This is a genomic window from Stenotrophomonas sp. STM01 (genome assembly GCF_014852135.1).
GTDB classification, from domain to species: domain Bacteria; phylum Pseudomonadota; class Gammaproteobacteria; order Xanthomonadales; family Xanthomonadaceae; genus Stenotrophomonas; species Stenotrophomonas capsici.
On the sequence record NZ_JACVBA010000002.1, the window covers coordinates 381,286 to 404,338 of the forward strand.

General features: G+C 68.2%; 17 protein-coding genes and 1 pseudogene. 5 read left to right on the top strand and 13 right to left on the bottom strand.

Going from position 1 to position 23,053, the window contains the following annotated elements; translation table 11 throughout:
* Positions 1-122: 122 nt before the first annotated feature.
* Positions 123-572 carry an azurin gene (gene azu / locus IB227_RS11685; RefSeq protein WP_192287540.1) on the bottom strand — a complete coding sequence of 150 codons (450 nt, stop codon included), beginning with the start codon at positions 570-572 and terminating at the stop codon, positions 123-125.
* Positions 573-709: 137 nt separating this feature from the next.
* On the opposite strand from azu, the gene IB227_RS11690 reads away from it, so the two are divergent.
* Complete coding sequence (locus IB227_RS11690; protein ID WP_192287541.1) at positions 710-1,303, top strand: HAD-IA family hydrolase; 594 nt, start codon at positions 710-712, stop codon at positions 1,301-1,303.
* A gap of 50 nt (positions 1,304-1,353) precedes the next feature.
* Here the strand turns inward: IB227_RS11690 and IB227_RS11695 are convergent, their stop codons facing one another.
* On the bottom strand, positions 1,354-7,488 hold the full coding sequence (locus IB227_RS11695) for an IPT/TIG domain-containing protein (RefSeq protein WP_192287542.1): 6,135 nt from the start codon (positions 7,486-7,488) through the stop codon (positions 1,354-1,356).
* Between the two features lie 466 nt (positions 7,489-7,954).
* Positions 7,955-9,181 carry an acetylornithine transaminase gene (locus IB227_RS11700; RefSeq protein WP_192287543.1) on the bottom strand — a complete coding sequence of 409 codons (1,227 nt, stop codon included), beginning with the start codon at positions 9,179-9,181 and terminating at the stop codon, positions 7,955-7,957.
* A gap of 69 nt (positions 9,182-9,250) precedes the next feature.
* Here IB227_RS11700 and IB227_RS11705 point away from each other — a divergent pair, with 69 nt between their 5' ends.
* Positions 9,251-10,114, top strand: a complete 864-nt coding sequence (locus IB227_RS11705) for an ion transporter (protein WP_192287544.1) — start codon at positions 9,251-9,253, stop codon at positions 10,112-10,114.
* 164 nt (positions 10,115-10,278) lie between these two features.
* On the opposite strand, the gene IB227_RS11710 is transcribed toward IB227_RS11705, so the two are convergent.
* Positions 10,279-11,097: an NAD(P)-dependent oxidoreductase gene (locus IB227_RS11710; protein ID WP_192287545.1), complete on the bottom strand. Its 819-nt coding sequence runs from the start codon at positions 11,095-11,097 to the stop codon at positions 10,279-10,281.
* 121 nt (positions 11,098-11,218) lie between these two features.
* On the opposite strand from IB227_RS11710, the gene IB227_RS11715 reads away from it, so the two are divergent.
* The gene (locus tag IB227_RS11715) at positions 11,219-11,896 is read left to right on the top strand and encodes a hypothetical protein (RefSeq protein ID WP_192287546.1); all 678 of its coding nucleotides are present in this window, start codon (positions 11,219-11,221) and stop codon (positions 11,894-11,896) included.
* A 58-nt stretch (positions 11,897-11,954) separates the two neighbouring features.
* Here IB227_RS11715 and IB227_RS11720 read toward each other — a convergent pair whose 3' ends face one another.
* Positions 11,955-12,617 (bottom strand): serine/threonine protein kinase, encoded by a 663-nt coding sequence (locus IB227_RS11720; protein WP_192287547.1) that lies wholly within the window; start codon positions 12,615-12,617, stop codon positions 11,955-11,957.
* Positions 12,618-12,743: 126 nt separating this feature from the next.
* Between IB227_RS11720 and IB227_RS11725 the strand changes: the two genes are divergently transcribed.
* Positions 12,744-14,753 carry a bifunctional DedA family/phosphatase PAP2 family protein gene (locus IB227_RS11725; RefSeq protein WP_132865497.1) on the top strand — a complete coding sequence of 670 codons (2,010 nt, stop codon included), beginning with the start codon at positions 12,744-12,746 and terminating at the stop codon, positions 14,751-14,753.
* 76 nt (positions 14,754-14,829) lie between these two features.
* Here the strand turns inward: IB227_RS11725 and IB227_RS11730 are convergent, their stop codons facing one another.
* The 8 genes and pseudogenes from IB227_RS11730 to IB227_RS11765 all read right to left on the bottom strand — a co-directional run bounded on the left by IB227_RS11730 (position 14,830) and on the right by IB227_RS11765 (position 22,185).
* A complete protein-coding gene (locus IB227_RS11730) occupies positions 14,830-15,447 on the bottom strand; it encodes an LON peptidase substrate-binding domain-containing protein (protein WP_192287922.1) in 618 nt (205 codons plus the stop codon).
* Positions 15,448-15,518: 71 nt separating this feature from the next.
* Complete coding sequence (locus IB227_RS11735; protein ID WP_192287548.1) at positions 15,519-16,889, bottom strand: DcaP family trimeric outer membrane transporter; 1,371 nt, start codon at positions 16,887-16,889, stop codon at positions 15,519-15,521.
* Between the two features lie 198 nt (positions 16,890-17,087).
* On the bottom strand, positions 17,088-17,876 hold the full coding sequence (gene dmpH / locus IB227_RS11740; protein WP_192287549.1) for a 2-oxo-3-hexenedioate decarboxylase: 789 nt from the start codon (positions 17,874-17,876) through the stop codon (positions 17,088-17,090).
* Positions 17,873-18,913 carry a 4-hydroxy-2-oxovalerate aldolase gene (dmpG, locus tag IB227_RS11745; RefSeq protein ID WP_192287550.1) on the bottom strand — a complete coding sequence of 347 codons (1,041 nt, stop codon included), beginning with the start codon at positions 18,911-18,913 and terminating at the stop codon, positions 17,873-17,875. The genes dmpH and dmpG overlap by 4 nt, the downstream gene beginning before the upstream one ends.
* A 10-nt stretch (positions 18,914-18,923) precedes the next feature.
* Entirely contained in the window at positions 18,924-19,862 is a 939-nt protein-coding gene (locus IB227_RS11750; protein ID WP_192287551.1) for an acetaldehyde dehydrogenase (acetylating), read from the bottom strand.
* 40 nt (positions 19,863-19,902) lie between these two features.
* Positions 19,903-20,700: a fumarylacetoacetate hydrolase family protein gene (locus IB227_RS11755; protein ID WP_192287552.1), complete on the bottom strand. Its 798-nt coding sequence runs from the start codon at positions 20,698-20,700 to the stop codon at positions 19,903-19,905.
* Positions 20,697-20,900: pseudogene (locus IB227_RS11760) on the bottom strand (tautomerase family protein); the annotation flags it as partial. The pseudogene IB227_RS11760 and the gene IB227_RS11755, both read right to left, overlap by 4 nt.
* Positions 20,901-20,919: 19 nt before the next feature.
* Complete coding sequence (locus IB227_RS11765; RefSeq protein ID WP_192287554.1) at positions 20,920-22,185, bottom strand: MFS transporter; 1,266 nt, start codon at positions 22,183-22,185, stop codon at positions 20,920-20,922.
* A 149-nt stretch (positions 22,186-22,334) separates the two neighbouring features.
* Between IB227_RS11765 and IB227_RS11770 the strand changes: the two genes are divergently transcribed.
* Positions 22,335-23,003 (top strand): hypothetical protein, encoded by a 669-nt coding sequence (locus IB227_RS11770; RefSeq protein WP_192287555.1) that lies wholly within the window; start codon positions 22,335-22,337, stop codon positions 23,001-23,003.
* The last annotated feature ends 50 nt before the right edge of the window (positions 23,004-23,053 follow it).

Consider the following 23,053-nt stretch of genomic DNA (forward strand, 5'->3'; position numbering starts at 1 on the left):
CGAACTGAAATCGTGCAGCATCCCTGGCGCTCACGCTGCCCCCATCCCTTCTCCCGTCTACGGGAGAAGGTGCCCGCAGGGCGGATGAGGGCCGCTCCACGTGTGCTGCTACCACAGCCCGCTCAGCCGAAAACGAGCTTGCCCTTCATCAGTCCCCAATGCCCCGGGAACGAGCAGAAGAAGGTGTAGTCCCCCCCGCGCGCCAATTTGCTGGTCGGGAAGCGCACCCGGGTGGTCTGGCCACCACCGATCACCGGCGTGAACGCGATCACCCGCGCATCGTTCTTCGGCAGATAACTGTCGGCCAACGTCGCGCGCATGCCGGCCGTGGCCACCGGCTGGAAGTCCGGCGTACGGGTCAGCACCCAGTTGTGGCCCATCGCCGTGGCGCCCAGCTTGCCGGTGTGGCGCAGCGTCAGGTCGACCTGGGTGCAATCGGCGGCAACACGGATTTCCGGCAACGAGAACTGCATGCGGTCATTGCCCTCGATGGTCACCGCACAGGTGCGGGCCATGGCGGGTGCGGCGGGCAACAGGACCGCAAGGGCCAACAGCAGGGAATAACGCTTCAAGCACAACTCCGTGAATACGTGGGTTGCGGTGATTCTAGGCAAGCTGCGCGGATGGCACCTGCGACGGGATGTCGCAGGGATGCAGGAACCGGCGCGCGCGTCGATACTTCCCCTCCATCCCACCTGCCCCCGCCTTGATGCCTGCTCCCCATGCACTGCTGCTCGACTTCGATGGCCTGCTGGCCGACTACGACCACCGTCGGTTCCTGCAGGTGCTGGCAACCGCCGCGGGCGTCGAATCACCGCAACTGGATGCCGTGCTGCGCGGACAATCGTTGGAACTTGCCCATGCCCGCGGTGCATTGGCCGGCGGGGCATTGCTGGAGGCGCTGAACGATGCACTGGGCAGCACGCTGCAGGCCAAGGACTGGCTGGCCGCACGCCGAGCGGCGAGCACGCCGCGGCGTGACTGCATTGCCCTGCTCGGTCGCATTCCAGCCCACGTGCGCGTTGCGGTCCTGACCAACAATGGCGCGCTGACGTTGCCGCTCATCGCGCAACTGCTGCCGGACATCCGGGTGCTGGGCAGCGCCCAACTAGGTATGCGCAAGCCTGATCCCGCCGCCTATCAAGCCGCCTGCGACATGCTCGGCTGCCCGCCGTCGCGCACGTTGTTCGTGGATCACTTGTTCCGCAACGTGCAGGGCGCGCGTGCGGCAGGCCTGCTGGCCGATACCGCCTATCACGCGCAGTCGTTGCGGCGGCTGTTGCAGCGCCACCGCCTGCTCTGAACGGCATCGCTGGCTGATCGCGCCGGCCACCGCCGGCGCGATCCTACGCATCACGGCAAGGGCGTCCCGCTCCCGCTACCGGACGCCGTACACGTCGCCGCGTCGCCATGGCAGCGACGACGTGCGCCATCGCCGACGCCGAGCTCATCGCCTTCGCCGAACATCGGCACGCTGGCACCCTGCTGGCCGAACCGCACCTGCAGGCCAATGCTATTGCTGCGCATCGCATTGCGGCCCTGCTCGTGCCCGAGCAGCAGCGAGAACATCCAGCCGCTGTCCAGCTGCAGGTCCATCCCCGCCCCCAGCGCCAGCATGTCGTCGTTGTAGCTGCGCATCGCCAGCACGTAATCGGAGCCCTGCGGCCGCTGCACGTAGTTCATCGCGACATCACCGCGGTTCTCCAATGCGCTGCGGTACTCGATGCTCCAGTACGGACGCCAGTTCAGCCGCTCGCGCTTGAAGCTCAGGCTGCCTTCCAGGCCCACCGCCAAGGCACTGTTGTCCACGCGCTGGCGGCCATAGTGCAGGTCGTAGATGCCCAGCCCATGCTCGCGGTAGCCATCCAGGGTCGCGCGGTGGCCGTCGTAGCGGCCATACCCGGTCACGCTCATGCCGTTGGCATGGCGATGCTCATAGCCGACCGTCAGTGACCCGAACCACTGGTCTCCCTTGCGCGAGGCCTGTGCGCTGGCATTGGCCGGCTCGCTCCAGCGGGTCAGGTCGAAGTCCAGCCGGCCGTTGGCCAGCAGGCCGTCCACGAACAGGTGCTCGCCCAGCCGCCACAGCCCATAGGCCGCCAGCGAACGCTGGTCGGCATCGGCCTTGGAAGGGCTGCCATCGAAGTCGGTGCCCTGCCGGCCCCAACTGCCGGCCATGCCGAACAACAGGTTCTCGCCCACCGCGCGGTCGGCGCCGAGAGTGATGCCGCCGGTGTCGAAATCGAAGCCACCGCCCGCGCGCCCGTTGCGGCCAACCTTGCCGAAGGTGGCGGTACCGGCCAGCCACAGCCCCCAGCCCTGCGGCAAGGCCGGCAGCGCCGCCTCCGCCGCCTGGCCGACCGGCAGGGTCAGGCCCGAGGACTGCTGGCTGCCCGCATAGGCCAGCGCGAAGTTGAAGTTGCTGGCGTTGGTACCGCTGCGTACCTGGCGCAGGCGCGCGCGGATGTTGTCTCCCTGCACCTGGGCAAAGCGCACGCTGGCATCGACCTGCGCCTGCAAGCCACCACTGACCTGCCCGTCATGGGTCGGATCGGGGCGAGCATTGACGGTCAGCTGCAGCTGCACCGTGGCCGCGGCGAAGTTGCTGGTCGCCGCCTGGGTCGCCACCAGCACGGTGGTGCCCTCACCGACCAGGGTGACGGTACGCCCGCTGATCGTGGCCACCGCCGGGTTGCTGCTGGCATAGCTGAAGGCACCGGGACTGCTGCTATGCGGTGCCGGCAGTTCGAAGGCATCCTCGCCCTGGGTCCGGGTCAGGTCGCCCAGCCAGGACAGCTGCGGCGTCCCCACCGCGATGTTCACGTCCAGCCGGACCTGCGTGGCCGCCTGGTACATCGCGTTGCCGGCCTGGTCGGCGGTCAGCCCGCAGGTGCCGGCAGCGAGCATCGTCACCGTCGTCCCGCTGACCGTGCACACCGCCGGCGTGCTGGAGGCGAAGCTGACCGGGTTGCCCGAACCGCCCCCGTTGGCGCCCAGGGTGAAGCTGCCGCCCTGCACGTAGACCGGTTCGGCCGGCGTGGCGACGAAGGCGGAGATCACCTGCGCGCCGGCCTGCACCTGGAAATGATAGGCCTGCACACCGGTGAAGCCGTTCGCGTCGGTGACCTGCACGCTGAAGTCGTAGTTTCCGGCCGCGCTGGGCTCACCTTCGATGCGGCCGGACTCGAGCAGCGTCAGGCCCGGCGGCAACGCGCCGCTGGACAGACTGAAGCGGTACGGGCGGGTCCCCCCGCTGGCACCGAGCTGCTGCTGGTAGCCCACGTCGGCGGTGGCCGGCGGCAGTGCCGGGTCCAGCTGCAGGCTGGGCGCTGCCACCACCAGCGTGTAGTGGCGGGTCACGGAGAACGGACCGGCGCCGGTGCTGCTGTCGGTGACGGTGATGTCAAAGCCAAAGCTGCCCGCGCCGGTGGGCACGCCGGACAACTCACCATCGGCCGACAGGACCAGACCGGTAGGCAATGTGCTGGCCGCATAGGTGTACGGCGCCGTACCGCCACTGGCGGTCACGCGCTGCGTGTAGGCGTTGGACGCGGTGGCCGCTGCCAGGCTGGTCGGGCCCAGTTCCAGGGGCGGCACGCTCACGGTCAGGCTGACCCGCGCCGGCGCGGAGGTCCCGCCGGGGCCGGTGGCGACATAGGTGAAGGTGTCCGGGCCCGAATAACCGGGTGCCGGCACGTAGCTGACTACATCGCCGGCGATGCTGGCGGTGCCGTGCTGCGGTGCGGTGGAGATGGCGATCGCGGCGTGCACGCCGGTGATCGAGGACGCCAGATCGATCGGTGTACCCGGGCTCTGATACGGCACCATCACCGCCCTGTCCGCAGCAACCGGCGCGGCGGGGGTGGCGACGGTCAGGCTTACCGTGGCGATGTTGGACGTGCCACCGGTCCCGGTGGCCGTAAAGGTGAAGCTGTCCGTGCCGAAGTAGCCGGCCGTGGGCGTGTAGGTCACCACATCGCCAGCGACGCTGGTGGTGCCATGTGCCGCCGCGCTGCCGATCGCGATGCTGTGGTGCGTGCCGGTGATCGCGCCGGAGAGGTCGATCGCCGTGCCGGTGCTGTTGTACGGCACCGTGACGCCGGTCGTGTCCGCGGCCACCGGCTTGTCGATGAAGGTGTAGGTGGCGTTGCTGGTACTGGCCTGGCCGTTCACCGCGACGGTCACCGCAACCGGGCCGCTGCCGGCCGCCGGTGTGGTGACCGTCAGCGAGGTGGCCGACGCTGCCGTGACGGTGCCGTTGCCGGCGCCGCCGAAACTGACCAGGTTGTTGCCCGGCGTCGTGCTGAAACCGGTGCCACTGATCGTGACCACCTGGCTGGCCGGACCGGCATTGGGCGAGATGGTGCTGACCGTCGGCACGACGGCGAAGCTGTTGCCGATCGTCGACTGCGTGGTCGGATAGCCGCTGGGCGTGAACGCGCCCAGCACGAACCCCATGGCGGAACCCGCCGTGGTCCCGTTGTAGCCGAAGGTGACGGTGCAGCTGCCCGCCGGCACCACCACATTGGTGAGCTGCACGGTGTTCATGCTCGGCACCGATGCGGAGCCGACCAGGCAGCTCCCCCCCGGTACCGCGGGAATCCGCGAGACGAGCACCGGCGAAGTAAGCAGCACGCTGAAGGCGGGGCTGCTCGATGCATTCGGATTGGTGAAGGTGATCGTGACCTGTCCGGCCGCGCCGACACCGATCTGACCGGGTGAGAAATCGACCGCTGCGGCGATGCCGCCGGCCGCACCGATGTTGATGCTGTGCTGGGCCTGCGCGGCCGCGTTCCAGTTGCTGTCGCCCGCCTGGTTGGCGTTGATCATGCAGGTGCCGACAGCAGTGAAGGTCAGCGTGCCGCCCGCAAGCACGCAGCCACTGCTGCCTGCAGCCAGCGACACCGTCGGCGTCAATCCCGAACTTGCCACCGCGGTCACGCTGTAGGGCGCCCCGCCCACCTGCACCAGGCTGGGCAGCGATGGCATGAAGCCGACCGTCTGGTTGCCCTTGGCGATCGTCACGCTGACGATCGCGCCGACCGCGATGGCGGATGGAGCCTGGCTGTCGGTGACCCGGAGCTGATAGGCGAAGCTGCCGGCGACGGTCGGCGTGCCCGACACCAGTCCGGTCGACATGTTGAGCGAGGTGCCCGGCACCAACGCGCCGGCGTTCAGCGCATAGGTATAGGGCGCGGCACCGCCGGTTGCCACATTGCTCTGGCTGTAGTTGTCCCCCACGCGCGGAGCGGACGCCGCGCCGGCGTTGAGCACCAGGTTCGCCGGCGTCACCGTGAAACTCCGCACGACGTCAGCCGCAGGGGCCCAGCCGGCATCGCCGTCCTGGCTGGCGATGATCGAGCAGGTACCCGGCTGCAGCAGGGTCACCGAGGTACCGACGACCGAGCAGACCCCCATCGTGATCGAGGTGAAACCGACCGTGAGACCCGAGGATGCGGTGGCCGACAGCGCCAGCGGCGAGGCGCTGAGCGAGACATTGGGCAGCGCATTGAACGTGATCGTCTGGCTGCCCTGGGCCACGCTGACACTGTAGGACTGCACCCGGCTGTAGGGGCCGCCACTGCCGGCGCTGGAAGCGTCGGTGACGGTGATGTCGAAGTTGTAGGTTCCGGCGACGGTCGGCGTACCCGACAGCGTGCCGTCCGCCAGGGTCAGGCCCGGCGGAACCGCGCCGGACGTTCGCGCATACACGTAGGGCGTGGTGCCGCCGTTGGCGGTGAAGGTCTGCGAATAGGCGACACCGGCAGCGCCACCCGGCAACGCGCCGGACGCCGGCGACAGGCTCAGCACCGGCGCGGCGATCGTCAGCGACAGCGCGCCGGTGGTCTGCGAGAAGGGCCCGATGCCGAGCGTGCTGTCGGTCACCGTGGCGGTGAAGTTGAAGGTACCGCTGGCCGCCGGCGTGCCACTGATCGTGCAGTCGGTGTTGAGCTGGGTGCCCGCGGGCAGCGCGCCCGTGGCCAACAGGTTCGAGCAGTTGTAGGGCGCCCTGCCACCGGACGTGCTGATCTGCACGCCCGACAGCGCGACGCCCCGTGTCCCGTTGCCGATCAACGTCGAGGACAGCACCGGGTTGCTGACCGGCACGGTGACCGTGGCCGGAGCGGAGGTACCACTCGAGTTGGTCGCGGTGAAGGTGAAGCTGTCATTGCCGCGGAAGCCGATCGGCGCGAAGTACATCACCAGCCCCGCCGGATCGACCGCCACCGAGCCCCCCTGCGCGGTGGTGGTGGAGCCGACGGCATAGTTTGTCGGCGCGTGGGTGGCATGGCCGGCCAGGCTGAGCGGCACGCCGCTGGCGTTGTAGGTCACCGCCGCGGACGTGAACGAACTTGCGACCGGTACGTCCAGGTAGCTGTACTGGTTCGCGCCACTGGTCGCACTGGTACCGCCCGGTGTGGTCACCGTGACGTGATAGTTGCCGACCAGGTTGGCCGGCGCGGTGGCGGTGATCTGTGTGTTGCTGTTGATGGTGTAGCTGGCAGCGGCCCCACCAAACCACACCGCACCGGTTCCCGGAGCGGCAGCGAAACCGCTGCCGATGATGGTCACCGTGGTGCCGCCGACGCTTGGCCCGGAGGCGGGCGACACCGTGGTCACCGTGGGCGCGGCGACATACGTGTACATGTTCGCGGTAGCGGGCGCGCTGGCGCCACCCGGCGTGCTCACCCTGATGTTGTAGGTACCGGGCGCATTGGCTGGCGCGATGGCGGTGATCTGCGTGTTGCTGTTGATGATGTAGATGGCAGTGGCACCACCAAACTGCACCGCGCCCGTTGCCGGCGCGGCAGAGAAACCGGTACCGGTGAGGATCACCGTGTCACCGCCAACGGTCGGACCGGCGGTGGAGGACACCGCGGTCACGGTCGGCGCGGGCACATACGTGTACTGGTCCCCGAAGTGGGTCGTACTGGTTCCGTTGGGCGTGGTGACGGTGATGTCGTAGGTGCCCGCTGCGTTCGCCGGGGAGGTGGCGTTGATCGACGTGTCGCTGTTGATGACATAGCCGGCCGTGCTGGCGCCGAATTTCACCGCCCCGGTCAGGTTGGCAGCAGCGAAGCCGCTGCCCACGATGCTCACCGTCATGCCGCCCCCCGTCGGCCCCGCATTGGGCGCCACCGACTGGATCACCGGCAGCGACATCACCGAAATGGTGAACGCCTTCTCGTAAGTGGCGTTCTGCGAATTGGTGCTGCGGACGCGGACGCTCTTCTGCGTCCCTGGGGTGAACGTCGATGGATTGTTGGCCAACAGGCTGTTGCCGGAGATCTGGAAAGCCGGGTTGTCGGTGTCGCCCGCCCCCGTCACCAGCGTGTACGTGAAGGTCTCGCCCACCCCCGCATCACTGGTGGAGAACGTTCCCACCGTCGCATTGAAGCCGCCTCCGATGCCCACGGACTGGTTGCTGAGCTGGATGTCGGTGGGCACGGCATGGGCCAGCTGCGGGACGCACAGCAGCAGCGCCAATACCAGCGCGACGCACCCTCCCGTCAGCCCATGCGCGCGGCCATATGCATGGCGAGCCGATTCCGGCTGCCATGCCGCCAACCAACGCGCAACCGTTCCGCTCCCTGCCAAGAGCCGACTCGCCTGATGCATACAATTTCCCCCTGTTGACAACCACACCCGAAGACGGCCCACCCAGCGGGTGCCCGACCATGAGAACGCTCTTATCCAATCAACCGTAGAAACCGGGGAAATCCAATCACGCTCCTCCCGGGGGAGCGGAAGCTGCCAGCGGCATGCCCCATCGGCTCGAATCCGCCAAGCCAGCCAATACATCGGCCTGACCCGGCCGCACTGTAGTGCATCCGGGTTCTCGCCATTGCCTGCCCAATCGAGCGCCCCCCGCTCGTAAGTGGGCAAGAAAAAGGCAGGGTGCATCGCACCCTGCCCTCACTCAACGTGGCTGCACCCGGTCGCCCGGGCGCCCTCAGCGCCCCGCCATGTAGGCCGCAATCGCCTCACGCACGCGCTTGAGGCCTTCGGCGACCTCCTCGTCGGTGATGTTCAACGCCGGCACGAAGCGCAGCACGCTGGTGCCGGCCTGCAGGATCAGCACCTGCTTCTCGGCGGCCAGGTCCAGCAGCGCGCCGATGTCGGCCACGTACTCGGGCTTGAGCACCGCGCCGATCATCAGGCCCATGCCGCGCACCTGCTCGAACACGCCGAATTCTTCGCCGATGGCTTCCAGCCCGGCCTTCAGCGCGGCCGACTGGCGCACCACGTTGGCCTTGATCTCGTCGGAGGACAGCTTGCGCAGCGCCACACGGGCGACCGCCGCGGCCAGCGGGTTGCCGCCGAAGGTGCTGCCGTGCGCGCCCACGCCCATCACCTCGGCCACCTTCGGGCCGGCCAGCATCGCGCCGACCGGGAAGCCACAGCCCAGCGCCTTGGCCAGGGTGACGATGTCCGGGGTGACGCCCCAGTTCCAATGCGCGAACAGTTCACCGGTGCGGCCCATGCCGACCTGGATCTCGTCCAGCACCAGCAGTGCGTCGTGCTGGTCGCACAGCTCGCGGGCGCGGCGCATGAACTCGGCGCTGGCCGGCATCACGCCGCCTTCGCCCTGCACCGGCTCGAACATCACCGCGGCCACGTCGCCGCCGGCCATCGCCGCTTCCAGCGCGGCCACGTCGTTGAAGTCCACGTAACGGAAGCCGCCGGGCAGCGGCTCATAGCCTTCCTGGTACTTGGGCTGGGCGGTGGCGGTCACCGTGGCCAGGGTGCGGCCATGGAAGCTGCCACGGAAAGTGACGATGAAGCGCTTGTCCGGCGCACGGCCCTGCGCGGTGGCCCACTTGCGCACCAGCTTGATCGCCACTTCGTTGGCCTCGGCGCCGGAATTGCACAGGAACACGCGCTTGGCAAAACGCGAGGCCTCCACCAGCTCCTGCGCCAGGTGCAGCGGCGGCTCGCTGTAGAACATGTTGCTGGTGTGCCAGAGCTTGTCGGCCTGCGCGAACAGGGCCGCCTTCAGGTCGGCGTCGTTGTGGCCCAGGCTGCACACCGCGATGCCGGCCGCCAGGTCGATGAACTCCCGCCCCTGCGTATCCCAGACCCGCGCGCCCTGGCCACGCTCCAGCACCAGCTGGCGCGGACGGTAGACCGGAAGGTAGTAGTTGGACAGGGACAACAGCGGTTCAGCGGCGGCAGTCATGGCGTTCCGGAGGGGTGGGTGTGAAAGCCGCATTGTCCCCCATTCCACGGGCTGCGGCACAATGTACGGATGCGCCTGTTTTCTGCCCCCCAACTGAACCCCGCCAGCGAGTCCGGCTGGCGCCGCCGCTGGTTCGACATCATCCACCGCACCGACACCCCGCCTTCGCGCCGGTTCGACCTGCTGCTGGTCTGGGCCATCCTGGCCAGCGTGCTGGTGGTGATGGTCGACAGCGTGCAACGCATCCACGTGGCCTGGGCCAGCTGGTTCTACGTGGTCGAGTGGGGGTTCACCCTGCTGTTCACCGCCGAGTACGTGCTGCGCCTGCTGGTGGTGCGGCGGCCGCTGCGGTATGCGTTCAGCATCTGGGGGATCATCGACCTGCTGGCGATCCTGCCCTCGTACATCTCCTTCTTCGTGCCCGGCGCGCAGAGCCTGCTGGTGGTGCGCGTGCTGCGCCTGCTGCGGGTGTTCCGCATCCTCAAGCTGACCCGCTACATCGAGGAAAGCGGCGTGCTGATGCTGGCGTTGTGGCGCAGCCGGCGCAAGATCCTGCTGTTCCTGTCGATGGTGGTCACCATCGCGATCATCGCCGGCGCCCTGATGTACGTGATCGAGGGGCCGGCCTACGGCTTCAGCAACATCCCGACCAGCATGTACTGGGCGGTGGTGACGATGGCGACGGTGGGTTTCGGCGACATCGTCCCGCACACCACGCTCGGCCGCTTCATCACCTCGGCGTTGATCCTGGTCGGTTACAGCATCCTGGCCGTGCCGACCGGCATCTACACCGCCGAACTGGCCGGCACCATGCTGCGCGAGCGTCGCCAGGACACCCGCGGCTGCGTGGTCTGCGGCCATGAGGGCCACGAGGCCAAGGCCCACTACTGCAACCGCTGCGGGCATGAGCTGCCCGAGCCGCTGGAGCCCTGAGCGCCTACCGTGCTTCGCGGCCGAGGCCGCCCCTGCGAGGGGATTCCGAAACCGTTGGTAGGAGCGCTTTCAGGCGCGAAGCCGACGCTCCCTCCCACGCACCGCTTTCCATGTGCGTGGACAGCCCGTCGGCTTCACGACCGAGGCCGCGCCTACGGGGTTGCTCAGTCGAGGAACAGGTCCGGCAACAGCGGCCTGGACGGGTCCACCGCATAGCCTGACAGGTCGGTGACACCGGCCTCGGCCAGCACTTCATCGTCGATCAGGAACTTCCCGCTCAAGCCCGCCGCCGGGCGGGTCAGCACCGCGTGCGCGGCATCGGCCAGGATCTCCGGGCGGCGGCAGCCGGCCGGGTCCACGCCGGGAATCATGTTGATCGCGTCGGTGGCGATGATGGTGCGCGGCCACAGCGCGTTGACCGCCACGCCCTGCGGGCCGAACTCACCGGCCAGGCCCAGGGTGACGAAGCTCATGCCCATCTTGGCCAGCGTGTAGGCGGTATGCGGCGCCCACCACTTCGGGTCCAGGCTCGGCGGCGGCGCAAGCGTCAGGATATGCGGGTTCGGGGCCTTGAGCAGGTGCGGCAGGCAGGTCTGCGCGCACAGGAAACTGCCGCGTGCGTTGACCTGCTGCATCAGATCGAAGCGCTTCATCGGCGTGTCCAGCGCACCGCGCAGCCAGATCGCCGAGGCGTTGTTGACGAGGATGTCGATACCACCAAAGGCATCCACGGTGGCGGCCACCGCCGCGTTGACCTGGTCCTCCTCGCGGATGTCGCACTTCAGCGCCAGCCCCTGGCCACCGGCGGCGGTCACCGCCTCGGCGGCGCTGTGGATGGTGCCCGGCAGCTTGGGGTTGGGCACCGCCGACTTGGCGGCGATGGCCACGTTGGCACCGTCGCGCGCAGCGCGCAGTGCAATGGCCAGGCCGATGCCCCGCGAGGCGCCGGTGATGAAAAGGGTCTTGCCTTGCAGGCTGCTCATGCGCACTCCAACGGGTAGGAAACCTCCCGCATTATGCCGGTGCATCACGCCTGCGGTTCGACACTTTGCGTTCATGCACCATGCCGATACTGGTGCGGCATTCTCCCCCCGAGATCCAATGATGAAAACGCTGTACCGCACCACCCCGCTGCTGCTCGTGCTCGCCCTTGCCGCCTGCCAGAACCGGCAATCGGCCGGCGAAGTCCCGCCGGTGGTGCACGATGTCACCGCACACACCACCGGGCTGGGCAGCACCGGCGGCAAGCTGGACGCCAGCGCGGTGTGGAATGGGTCGCTTGATGCCTGCCGCAACGCTGCAACCGCCAGCGATGCCTGCCTGATCGACACCCTGCGCAAGGGCGGCGCCTCGGCCGCCGCACTCACCGCCGCGCGCAATCTGGCCGCGCAGGACAATCCGGGATATGTCAGCGCCTGGCAGAGCGTGGAAGGCGTGGGCGTGGCGACGCTGGAGTTCCCGTTCCGCGCCAACACCAACGAAGGCACCTGGCTGGTCGACGCCAGCGGCCGGACCGTCGACGTGGACCGGGACGTGCTGGACGACAACACCCGCAGCCTGCCTGAATACAAGGCGTTCATCGCCGGGCACCCGGACGCGTTCCCGTTCGCGCCGGCCATCGCCAGCGGCAGCGATGCACTGCCCGACGGCGGCGTGCGCCTGCGTTACCGCACGCCGCTGCGCAGCTGCCACGCCTGTGCCGACGAGGGCATGCTGACCATCGGCTACGACTTCGACGCCAAGCGGAATTTCAGGGGCAGGCAGTTGGTCGAGCTGCGCTGAGTCCCTTCCGGGCACCGGTGCCGGCCACGCCGGCCGGTGCCCCATCCCACGCTGCGGCTCAAGGCTTTGGTCCCTGCCCTTCGTTGTCTTCCCAGTGCAGGATGCGCCGGGTGACGAAGCGGTACACCGGCTTGCCGGTGGCGAACCACAGTTCGCGCACCCAGGAGTGGCGCTTGAGCAGCCGCCGCTCCACCGGCGTCAACGCCGCGCCGCAGTACATGCGCTTGTGCTTGAGCAGGTGGCGCAGGTCCTCGCGGGCCAGCAGCCGCATCCAGCGCGAGCGCGGGTTGCCGCAGACCGCCAGCTGGAAATCGATCAACGCCGGCGAACCATCCTCGCGCACCAGCCAGTTGGCCTCCTTGGCCAGGTCGTTGTGGGCGATGCCCTGGCGGTGCACGCGCTGCAGCAGGCGCCGCGCGGCGCGGAAATAGGCAAGGTCACCTCGGGGCGGGCGCTGGTACATGGCCGCCCCCTCCATGTAGCTGCGGTCCAGCCAGCGGCCGTCCCAGCCGAGCAGGCGCGGCGTGGCCTCCATGCCATCCAGCCTGGCCAACGCCCGCGCCTCGCGCCGGGCCAGCCACCAAGCCGGCAAACGCAGCCACGGCGGCGTGGCCCTGAGGTCACGGCGGACAAAGCGGCCGTGCTCCCCGTCGACCAGCAGGATACGGCCGAAACTGTCGGCTTTCAGCGTAATGAAGGTGTCAGGCGAAGAGTCCAGCATGCCCCCATTCTAGTGGCCTGCCGGGCTTTCATTCACCGACACGGCAGGTGAACGACCCGCCGCCACGCCAATGGAACCTGCAACGGAAGCAGCGGTCTGAACGGGCCCTGCCACTATAATCGCCCGATGAATTCTTCCTGGATCGACGCCACGCTTGCGTGGATCGCCGCTCATCCGGTTTTGGCCGGTGCCGCGATTTTCGCCATCGCCTTCTGTGACTCGGTAATCATCCTCGGCACCATCGTGCCGGCGTTGCCGCTGATGATCGCGGTGGGCGTGCTCATCGGCATGGGCGAGCTGTCCGGACCGTACGCGATCGCCTGCGCCACGCTGGGCGCGTTCGCCGCCGATGGCCTGAGCTACTGGGTCGGCCGTCGCTGGGGCGACCGGCTGCGCGGCGTCTGGCCGGTCAGCCGCTACCCGCAGCTGCTTGACCGCGGCGAGCTGATGTTCCGCCGCAACGCCTTCAAGAGCATCCTGGTGGCGCGCTACGTGGGCGCGATCCGTCCGTTCGTGCCCGCCATCGCCGGCATGGCGAACATGCCCTTCCGCAACTACCTCAAGGCCAGCGGCATCGCCTGCCTGTCCTGGGCGGTACTGTTCCTGCTGCCCGGCTGGGCGCTGGGCCAGGCCTACGACGCGGTGGCGGCGGTCGCCGGCAGCCTGTTCCTGGTGCTGGCGCTGCTCGGCGCGATGCTGGGCCTGGTCTGGGCCATCGTGCTGTACAGCTACCGCTGGTCGGCCGCGCGCATGGACGGTTGGCTGGCGCGCGTGCTGGCCTGGTCGCAGCGCCACCCGCAGTTGCTGGGCCGTTCGCTGACCGACCTGTTCGACCCCAAGCGGCGTGAATCGGTGCCGCTGGCGATGCTCGCCCTGATGCTGCTGCTGCTCGGCTGGGGCTGGTTCGTGCTGCTGATGGTGGTGGTCGCGCATGGCGAACCGCTGGCGCTGGACCTGGCCGTGCACAAGCTGATGCTGGCCCTGCGCAACCCGCTGGCCGACTATCCGATGGCCGCGCTGGCCTCGCTGGGCGACTGGCAGGTACTGCTGCCGGCCATCGGCGCGGCCATGGGCTACCTGGCCTGGCGCCGGCGCTGGATGGCGGTGGTGCATTGGCTGGCGGCGCTGGCCTTCGGCCTGGCCCTGACCAAGCTGCTGGGCGCCACGGTGGACGTGGTCCGCCCGCCCTCGGCCAGCAGTGGCTTCGGCTTCCCGTCGGTGGCGGTGACCATGGCCACGATCACCTTCGGCTTCTTCGCCGTGCTGATCGGCCGTGAACTGCCCGGCCGTACCCGCGTCTGGCCGTACCTGCTCTCCGGCGTGGTCGTCACCGCGATTGGCTTTGCCCGCATCTACCTGGGCGCACACTGGCTCAGCGACGTCATCGGCGGCATGTTGTTCGGCATCTTCTGGCTGCTGTTGCTGGGCGTGGCCTACCGCCGCCGCTTCAACCGTTCGTTCTGGGTCAAGCCGGTGGCCTGGCTGTTCTATGGCGTGTTCGTGCTGGCCGGCTTCTGGTATGCACCGCGCAACGTGCCGGCCAAACTGGCCAAGTTCGAGCCGGTGGCCGCCGCGCCGCAATCGATGGTGTCAACGCATTGGTGGCAGGACGGCTGGCGCGAGCTGCCGGCCCGTCGCAACGAGTTCGATGACGACCAGCGCTGGCCGCTGGACGTGCAGGTCGCCGGCCCGTTGGCACCCCTGCAGCAGCAGCTGGAGCGCAAGGGCTGGACCGTGCAGCCGCAGGCCGGCTGGCAGCAGGCGCTGGCGATGCTGGAGCAGAAAGCCTCGCCGCAGGACGTGCCGGTGCTGCCGGCCACCCTGGACAGCAACGTCGAGGCACTGCTGTTGCTGCACCCGGGCACGCGACCGGACGAGGTCTATGCGCTGCGGCTGTGGCCTTCGGCCGTACGCCTGGAGCCGGGGCAAGCCCAGGTCTGGCTGGGCAGCGCGCAGACGCTGCGCTTCCAGCGCCACCTGAAGCTGTTCGGCATGTGGCGCCCGCTGCGCGGCGTGGATCCCGCGCTGGATACGCTCAAGCAGTCGCTCGACGGCATGCCCAACCAGCAGCAGGTGCAGCCGGAAACCGGCCTGCCGTTGCTGATGATCCGCAGCCAGGGAACACCGGCGCCGTAACAGCGGTGATGCCCGCGGCGCCGGATCCGGCAACGTGGATGGAGCTCCAGGCGGTGGATGGAGCTCCTGGCGGAGGTCAGAGATCCTGTTCCTGCGGGATGTCGAAGCCGGGGATCCATTCGAGCAGGCGCTCCAGGCGCCGGTGCGGATCGTCTTCGTGCAGCAGCATCACCCGCTGCTGCTCCTGCAACGGCAACAGTTCCGCCAATCGCCAGCCCACCCAGGCCGCCTGGTCGAACTGTGCCGGGCCGGCCGAGGCGTACTCGCCGCCCGCCTGTTCAAGAATGCGTTCGAGCAGGATGCCGAGCAGCGCATGCTCCGGCTGCAGTTCATCGTCGCTGTCACGCTCGCGCCATTCCACCTCGGCCACGACCAGGCCGTTGTCACGCACGCGCGTCTGCCGCACGTGGAAGCGGCGACCGCCACGCAGGCGCAGCACCAGGACGCCATCGGCACCCACGTCGAAATCCTCGACCAGGGCTTCCACGCCCCACGCGGCGGGCGTTGCCGGCGTGCCGACCTCCTCGCCCTCCAGGATCAGACAGACGCCGAACGTGCCGCCCTTGCGCCCGCATTCGCGTACCAGGTCCAGGTAACGCGCCTCGAACACGCGCAACCCCAGCGAGGCACCCGGCAACAGCGTCGAATGCAATGGAAACAGCGGCAGGCTTTGCGTGGCAGTCATCGGCAACAGAAACGGCGGACCGGGGCTGATGGTACCCCAGCCCGCCGTGGGCCATCGTCGCAGGCGCCGGCAGGACGCCGTCAGAAGTTGTACTTCACGTGCGTGTGCACGCGGTTCATGTCGCCCTTCTCGCCGTTCTCCAGGCGACGCTGCGCATGGCTCAGCTCCACGCCCAGGTCCAGCTTGGGGAATGGCGAGTAGATCAGGTTGGCGCGCACCGACTGTGCCTTGTCGGTGACTTCATAGCCGGTCCAGGCCGTGTCGTTGTCGAGCACGGCGACCGAATAGACCAGGTTGCCGCGCAGCTTGGGCGAGAACGCGTGGCGCCACGCGGCGAAGCCACCGTAGCCGTCCATCGCGTGCAGGCGTCCTTCCTCATCCAGCACGGTGTCGCTGCCCAGCGCGAAGCCGAGGTAACGGCCCACGCCGGCACCGCCGCTGACCATGTAACGCAGGTCGTCATTGGCCCCCATGTTGAACTTGCCCGACACGCTCAGGGCACCGCCGCTTTCGTTGTGCCCGTCGTAGCGGAAGTTGCGCAGCAGCGCGGCAACGGTGAAGTGGCCCCAATCACCGCGGGTGAGCCAGCGCGCGGTCAGGTCCGGCATCACGTCGGTGCTGCTGTTGATGCGCGCGCCCTTGCCGCCGAACGGGGTGATCGTGGTCTGCGGGTTCTCCGCCGAGAACGACCACGCGCCGCGGGTATAACGCAGCTGTGCCTGACGCGAGAAGATGGTGCCTTCCGACGGACCGGTGAAGTCCACCGTGTCCGGCAGCGCCGCCACGTCCTGGAAGTTGGACCAGGTCTGGCCGGCCAGCCAGTTGTTCCAGCTCACGTAGGCCTGGCGCAGGGTGAGCGCGTAGGTGTTGGTGATGACCTCGTTGCCGGCGAAGGCGTTGCTGCCACCGCCGTACATGTCCGCCTCGATGTAGGCCTTGAGCTTGTCGCCGCGCTCGGTGGTGGTATCGGCACCGAGCCAGAAGCGCGAGAACTGCGCATGCACGTCGGTATAGCTGGCGCTGCGCCCCTTGCCATCGGCCGCCACCGGCGTGGCACCGGGGAAGTAGAACAGGCGCCCGGCCGAGCCGTCGGCGATCTCGCCGTCACTGGTACGGGTGTACATCGAATCGAGCTTGATGAAGCCGCCGAAGGAGAACTTCGTGCCCGGCATCGCGTTGGGCATCACGACGGCCGGCGCCGCTGGTGCGGCAACACGGGTGGCGTCGAGCGCTGTCGCCGTCGGCGCCGCAGCGGCATTGGCATTGGCATTGGCAGCATCACGCTGTTGGTAGGCCTGCAGCATGTCGCGCATCTGCTGCATTTCCTGCTCCAGCTGCGCCATGCGCGCCTCCATGGCCTGCGCATCCATGGCCTGCGCCAGCGCACTCAGCGGCATCGCCGCCAGTACCGCCGTGGTGGCCAGCGCGGCCAGTTTCTTGTTACCGATCATCGTTTTCCCCTCCCAGGGCAACAGGACACCGTTCCGGCGCCCGGAGGGGCGCCGGTCATGAAGAACGTCGTTTTCTTGCCATTGCCGTCCGGGCAGACCGAACGGCGTTCAGCGCGTCATTCCCGCCTGCGCGGGAGTGACGTCATGCGGGCAGGCAGGCGTGGCTGCCGCCTCAACGGCTGCCCGGCCTTCGGGCCCTCACACAAACCGCATCGCCGTCGTACCCATGCCATCGGCGCGTACCAGCACGTTGTCACCAGCAGCCACCGCCACCGCTGCGGTGATCGCGCCGGACAGCACCACGCTGCCGGCCGGCAGCGCCTGGCCGCGCTCGGCCAGCATGTTGACCAGCATCGCCACCGCCTCGGCCGGATTGCCGAGCACCGCGGCGCCGGCGCCGACCTCGACCACCTGGCCGTTCTTCTCCATCACCACGCCGAGCGTCTCCAGGTCCAGGCCCTGCACCGCCGTCGGGCGCGAGCCCAGCACGTAACGCGCGGCCGACGTGTTGTCGGCGATCACGCTGGGCAGGTCGAAACGGAAATTCTCGTAGCGCGAGTCGATCAGCTCGATGGCCGGCACCACGTAATCGGTGGCCGCCAGTACCTGGGCGACGTCGCACCCGGGTCCGGTCAGGTCCTCGCGCATGACGAAGGCGATCTCGGCCTCCACCTTCGGGTGGATCAGGCGCGCGGTGTCGACCACCGCGCCGTCGTCCACGGCATTGTCAGCGCCGAGGAAGCCGTAGATCGGCGTGTCCACGCCCATCTGCTGCATCTTCGGCTTCGAGGTCAGGCCCATCTTCATGCCGACGATGCGTATGCCAGCTGCCTGCTTGATACCGCGCAGGCATTCCTGGATGTCGTACGCCGCGTTGACGTCGATCTGCGGATGCGCATCGGTGATTCGGGTCACCTCGCGCACTTCCTGCTCGGCGGCCAGCAACTGCAGGGCGCAGTTTTCGATGATGGAGCGATCCAGCGTCATGCCTGTGCCTCCTGCGGCTGTTCGCCGCGCGCACGCAGCATGTCCAGTGCGACGTCCACGATCATGTCTTCCTGGCCGCCGACCATGCGGCGCTTGCCCAGCTCGACCAGGATGTCGGCGGTCTTCAGGCCAAAGCGCTGCGATGCGATTTCCGCGTGGCGCAGGAAGCTCGAATAGACGCCGGCATAACCCAGCGCCAGGGTTTCGCGGTCCACCCGCACCGGGCGGTCCTGCAACGGGCGCACGATGTCGTCCGCCGCATCCATCAGCGTGTACAGCGCGCAGCCGTGGTTCCAGCCCATGCGCTCGGCCGCGGCGATGAACACCTCCAACGGTGCATTGCCGGCTCCAGCGCCCATGCCGGCCAGGCTGGCGTCGATGCGGATCGCGCCCGCTTCGACCGCAGCGATGGAGTTGGCCACGCCCAGCGACAGGTTGTGGTGGGCATGGATGCCGATCTGGGTATCCGGCTGCAGCGCCTCGCGCAGCGCGCCGACCCGGTCACGCACATCATTCATGTTCAATGCGCCACCGGAATCGACCACGTACACGCAGGACGCACCGTAGCTTTCCATCTTTTTCGCCTCCACCGCCAGCGCCTGCGGCGTGGTCATGTGGCTCATCATCAGGAAGCCGACCGCATCCATGCCCAGTGCATTGGCCGCTTCGATGTGCTGGCGCGAGATGTCGGCCTCGGTGCAATGCGTGGCCACCCGCACGATGCGCGCGCCGGCAGCATGGGCGTTCTTCAGGTCATGCACGGTGCCGATGCCGGGCAGCAGCAGCGTGGCGATCTTCGCGTGCGAGACCGATTCGGCTGCGGCCTCGATCCACTCGATGTCGCTGTGCGCGCCGAAGCCGTAGTTGAACGAGGAACCCTGCAGGCCGTCGCCATGGGCGACCTCGATCGAATCGACCCGGGCCTGGTCCAGCGCGGTGGCGATCGCGCGCACCTGTTCCAGGCTGTAGCGATGGCGCACGGCGTGCGAGCCGTCACGCAGGGTGACGTCGGAGATGTAGAGCTTGTTGACGGTCATGTTCATGTCCTCACGCCGCTGCACGCGCGGCCAGCACCGAGGCGGCCATGCGCTCCCCGGTGGCCAGCGCGGCCGACGTCATGATGTCCAGGTTGCCGGCATAGGCCGGCAGGTAGTGCGCGGCGCCTTCCACTTCCAGGAAGATCGAGGTCTTCAGGCCGGTGCTCGGGCCAACGCCCGGCACGTTGACCGGCTCCTCGATGAGCTCGAACTGCACCTGCTGCTTGAGCCGGTAGCCCGGCACGTAGGCGGCCACGCGCGCGGCCATCCCGGTGACGGCCGCTTCGATGAGGGCGGTATCGACCACTTCACTGAGCACGTACACGGTGTCGCGCATCAGCAGCGGCGGCTCGGCCGGGTTCAACACGATGATGGCCTTGCCGACCTGCGCGCCACCCACGCTTTCAATCGCGCGCGAGGTGGTTTCGGTGAACTCATCGATGTTGGCGCGCGTGCCCGGGCCGGCGCTCTTGCTGGAGATGCTTGCCACGATCTCGGCGTACTTCACCTTGGCCACCGATGCCACCGCCGCCACCATCGGGATGGTGGCCTGGCCGCCGCAGGTGACCATGTTGACGTTGGCCGCCTCGATGTTGTCCTCCAGGTTCACGGTCGGCACGCAGTACGGGCCGATTGCCGCAGGGGTCAGGTCAACCACGCGGATGTCCGGTTTGGTCGCGCGCAGCAATGCGTCGTTGACAACATGCGCCGAGGCCGAGGTGGCGTCGAACACGATGTCGATATCGGCGAACAACTCCGATTCGATCAGCCCGGCCACGCCGCTGGAGATGGTCGCCACGCCCATGCGCGCGGCACGCGCCAGGCCGTCGGACGCCGGGTCGATGCCGACCAGCGCCGCCATCTGCAATTGCTTGCCGTGGCGCAGGATCTTGATCATCAGGTCGGTGCCGATGTTGCCGGGACCGATGATGGCCGCTTTCAGGGTCATGCAGAACTCCTGTCGTTCAAGGTGGGGGAGGAAGCAGGCGTCATGCAAAGCGGATCTCGGCGCTGCCCAGCGCGCCGACGCGCACGCGCATGTGGTCACCGGCGCTCACCGGGATCAGCGGCACCAGCGCGCCGGACAGGATCACCTCGCCCGCCTTCAGCGGCGTGCCGAGCCGACCGAGCGTGTTGGCCAGCCACGCCACGCAGTTGACCGGCGAGCCCAGTGCGGCGGCACCGGCACCCGTGGCCACCAGTTCGCCGTTCTTCTCCACCACCATGCCCAGCGTGCCCAGGTCCAGGTTCTTCGGTGGCACCCACAGTTCGCCGAGCACGTAGGCCGCGGCCGAGGCGTTGTCGGCCACGGTGTCGGTGATGCCGATGCGCCAGTCGCGGATGCGCGAATCGACGATCTCGAAGCACACCGACAATGCGTCGGTGGCGGCGAGCACGTCGTGGTGGGTGATGCCCGGCCCAGCCAGGTCACGCTTGAGGTGGAAGGCGATCTCGCCCTCGGCACGTGGCGCGATCATGCCGGCGGTGGACAGCACGCCACCGTTGGCGACCTGCATGCGATCGGTGAGGAAGCCGAAGTCCGGCTGGTCCACCTTCAGCATGCGCTGCACCGCCACCGAGGTGGCGCCGATCTTCTTGCCGACCACGCGCTCACCATCGGCCAGGCGGCGCGCCAGCAGGTCGTTGGAGATCGCATAGGCATCGCCCAGCGACAAGCCGGCGATGCGCTCGCTCAGCGGCTCCACCGCCACGCCGCTACGCAGCGCGGCGTGCAGTTCGGCACCGTGCCGCGCGATGGCGTCGGCCCCCAGGGACACAGCACTCATGCCTTCACTTCCTTCGCATCGCTCTTGAGCACGTCGCCGACCGCGAAACGCTGCGGCGGCACTTCGTTGACCATCACCCGGATCGCACTCATCGGCGCCTCCAGCTCGGCATGCGCCACCTGCGCCACGGCGCGGATGAAACGCTGCACTTTCTCTTCGTCACGGCCCTGTACCAGGGTCACCTGGATGATCGGCATGGGGTTACTCCTGCGGTTGCAATCAGGTCAGCTCGGCGCCCTTGGTCTCGGGCAGGAACAGCAGCACGATCACCGCGGCCAGCCCGAAGAACCCGGCGGTGGCCATCAGTCCGCTGGCCACGCCGTAGCTGTTGGCCAGGAACCCGATCAGCGCCGGTGCGATGGCGGCGATGGCGCGGCCGCCGTTGTAGACGAAGCCCTGCGCGGTGGCGCGCACGGTGGTCGGGAACATCTCGGCGAAGGTCGGCGCGAAGCCGCTGTAGAAGCCGGTGCCGAAGTAGGCCACGACGATGCCGAACGCCATCAGCGCCATCGGCGACTTGATCATCACGAACACCGGCACGGTCAGCGCCGAGCACACGAAGAACAGCATGAAGGCCTTCTTGCGGCCGATCGCGTCGGCGATGTAGCCGAAGGTGACGAAGCCGAATGCCGCACCCACCTGCATGATCACGATCCAGATCGTCGACTTGACCATGTCCAGGCCCGGGCCGCCGTCGGCGACCGGCGTGGCCAGGTAGGTCGGGATCCAGGTGAACAAGCCCCAGTAGCCGCACATCGCCGCGGTGACGAAGGCCAGACCGACCAGGGTGCTGCGCGCATGCGCGCCGAACAGCTGGCCCATGGTCTGGCCGAAGCTCAACCGCTGGGCCTGGTTGACCCAGATCTCCGGCTCCTTGACGTGGCGGCGCACGTAGAACGCCAGCAGCGCCGGCAGCAGGCCGACCACGAACACCCAGCGCCAACCCAGCGTCGGCACCACCAGCGCGGCGACGATCGCCGCGGCGGCGTAGCCGGAGGCGAACGCGCTCTGGATCCAGGCCAGGATCTTGCCGCGGTGCTGTGCCGGCCAGCTTTCGCTCACCAGCGCCGAACCTGCGGACCACTCACCACCGACGCCCAGGCCGACGATGATCCGGAACAGCATCAGCTGGCCGAGCGTGTCGGACAGGCCGCACAGCGCGGTGCCGATCGAGTAGCAGATGATGCTCAGCATCATCGACTTGGCGCGGCCCATGCGGTCGGCCAGGTAGCCGAACACCAGTCCACCGAACGCGGTGGCCAGCAGCGTGGCCGACATCACCATGCCCGCCTGCGACTTGTCGAAACCCAGGTCCGCACTGACGTGCTTGAGCACCATCGCGAACAGCATCAGGTCCATCACATCCAGCATCCAGCCCAGGTAGGCCGAACGGAACGTGCCCCACTGCTGCTTGCTGGCACCCTGCCACCAGCGGCCGCTGCTGGCGGCCGGTACCTCTTGGATCGTTGAACCACGCTGCGCCATTGGCTTCCCCTCCGGAATCTTGGCTGATACGAAAGTATCGGTGAACGATACTGCGAGCACAAAGTAACGCACTTTTCTCGAAAATGGAACATGACAAACGTTTTCGTATCGATATACGATACCGACGTCGTAACAAACGCGAGATTCCGATGTCCGAGCTGATCCTCCGCCTCCACGAAGACCACCTGCCGGCCGGCTGCCCGCCGGTCTATCTGCCCGCCGGCCCCCGTGCGCTGTACGTGCGCGAAGGTGGCCTGATGGTTGAGTCCCCACAGGACGCACAGTCCCTTGACCCGGCCCAGGCGCGGGTGGGCCAGGAGCCGCTGACCCTGCTCAGCGGCGAGCAGGACACCGTGCTGTGGCGCTGGGATCTGACCGATGCGCGCCAGCCAGCGGGCGCCCTGCCCTCGGCCCCGGCCACCCGCAGCGAGCTCAAGCTGGAAGCGCCGATCACGCTGGATGCGCGCTTTGAGTGGCTGATGCGTTGCGATCGCGTTGATTTCCCGAAGGGCGGCGTTGCCCTCACCCACGTCCACCAGGGCCCGGGCATCCGCATCTGCGACTACGGCAGGATCAGCATCGAGACGCTGGGCCAGCGCCACGACCACCCGGCGGGCCACGCCTGGTTCGAGCTGGGCCATGCACCGGTGCTGGCGCCGACCACCGAGGACGAGGAAACCCGCTTCATCCGCTGTTTCCTGCTGCCGCGCCAGCTCAAGGGGCGCAGTTCGATCCGCTACGTGCGCCCGGAGGACGCCGCCGCGCAGAAGACCCAGCGGTACAAGGTTTTCGCAGAGCGATACATCGACCTGCCATAATCGGCACATGGGCGCGGCGTCCCGAGGCCGCATCCACCCCGCCACCGCCG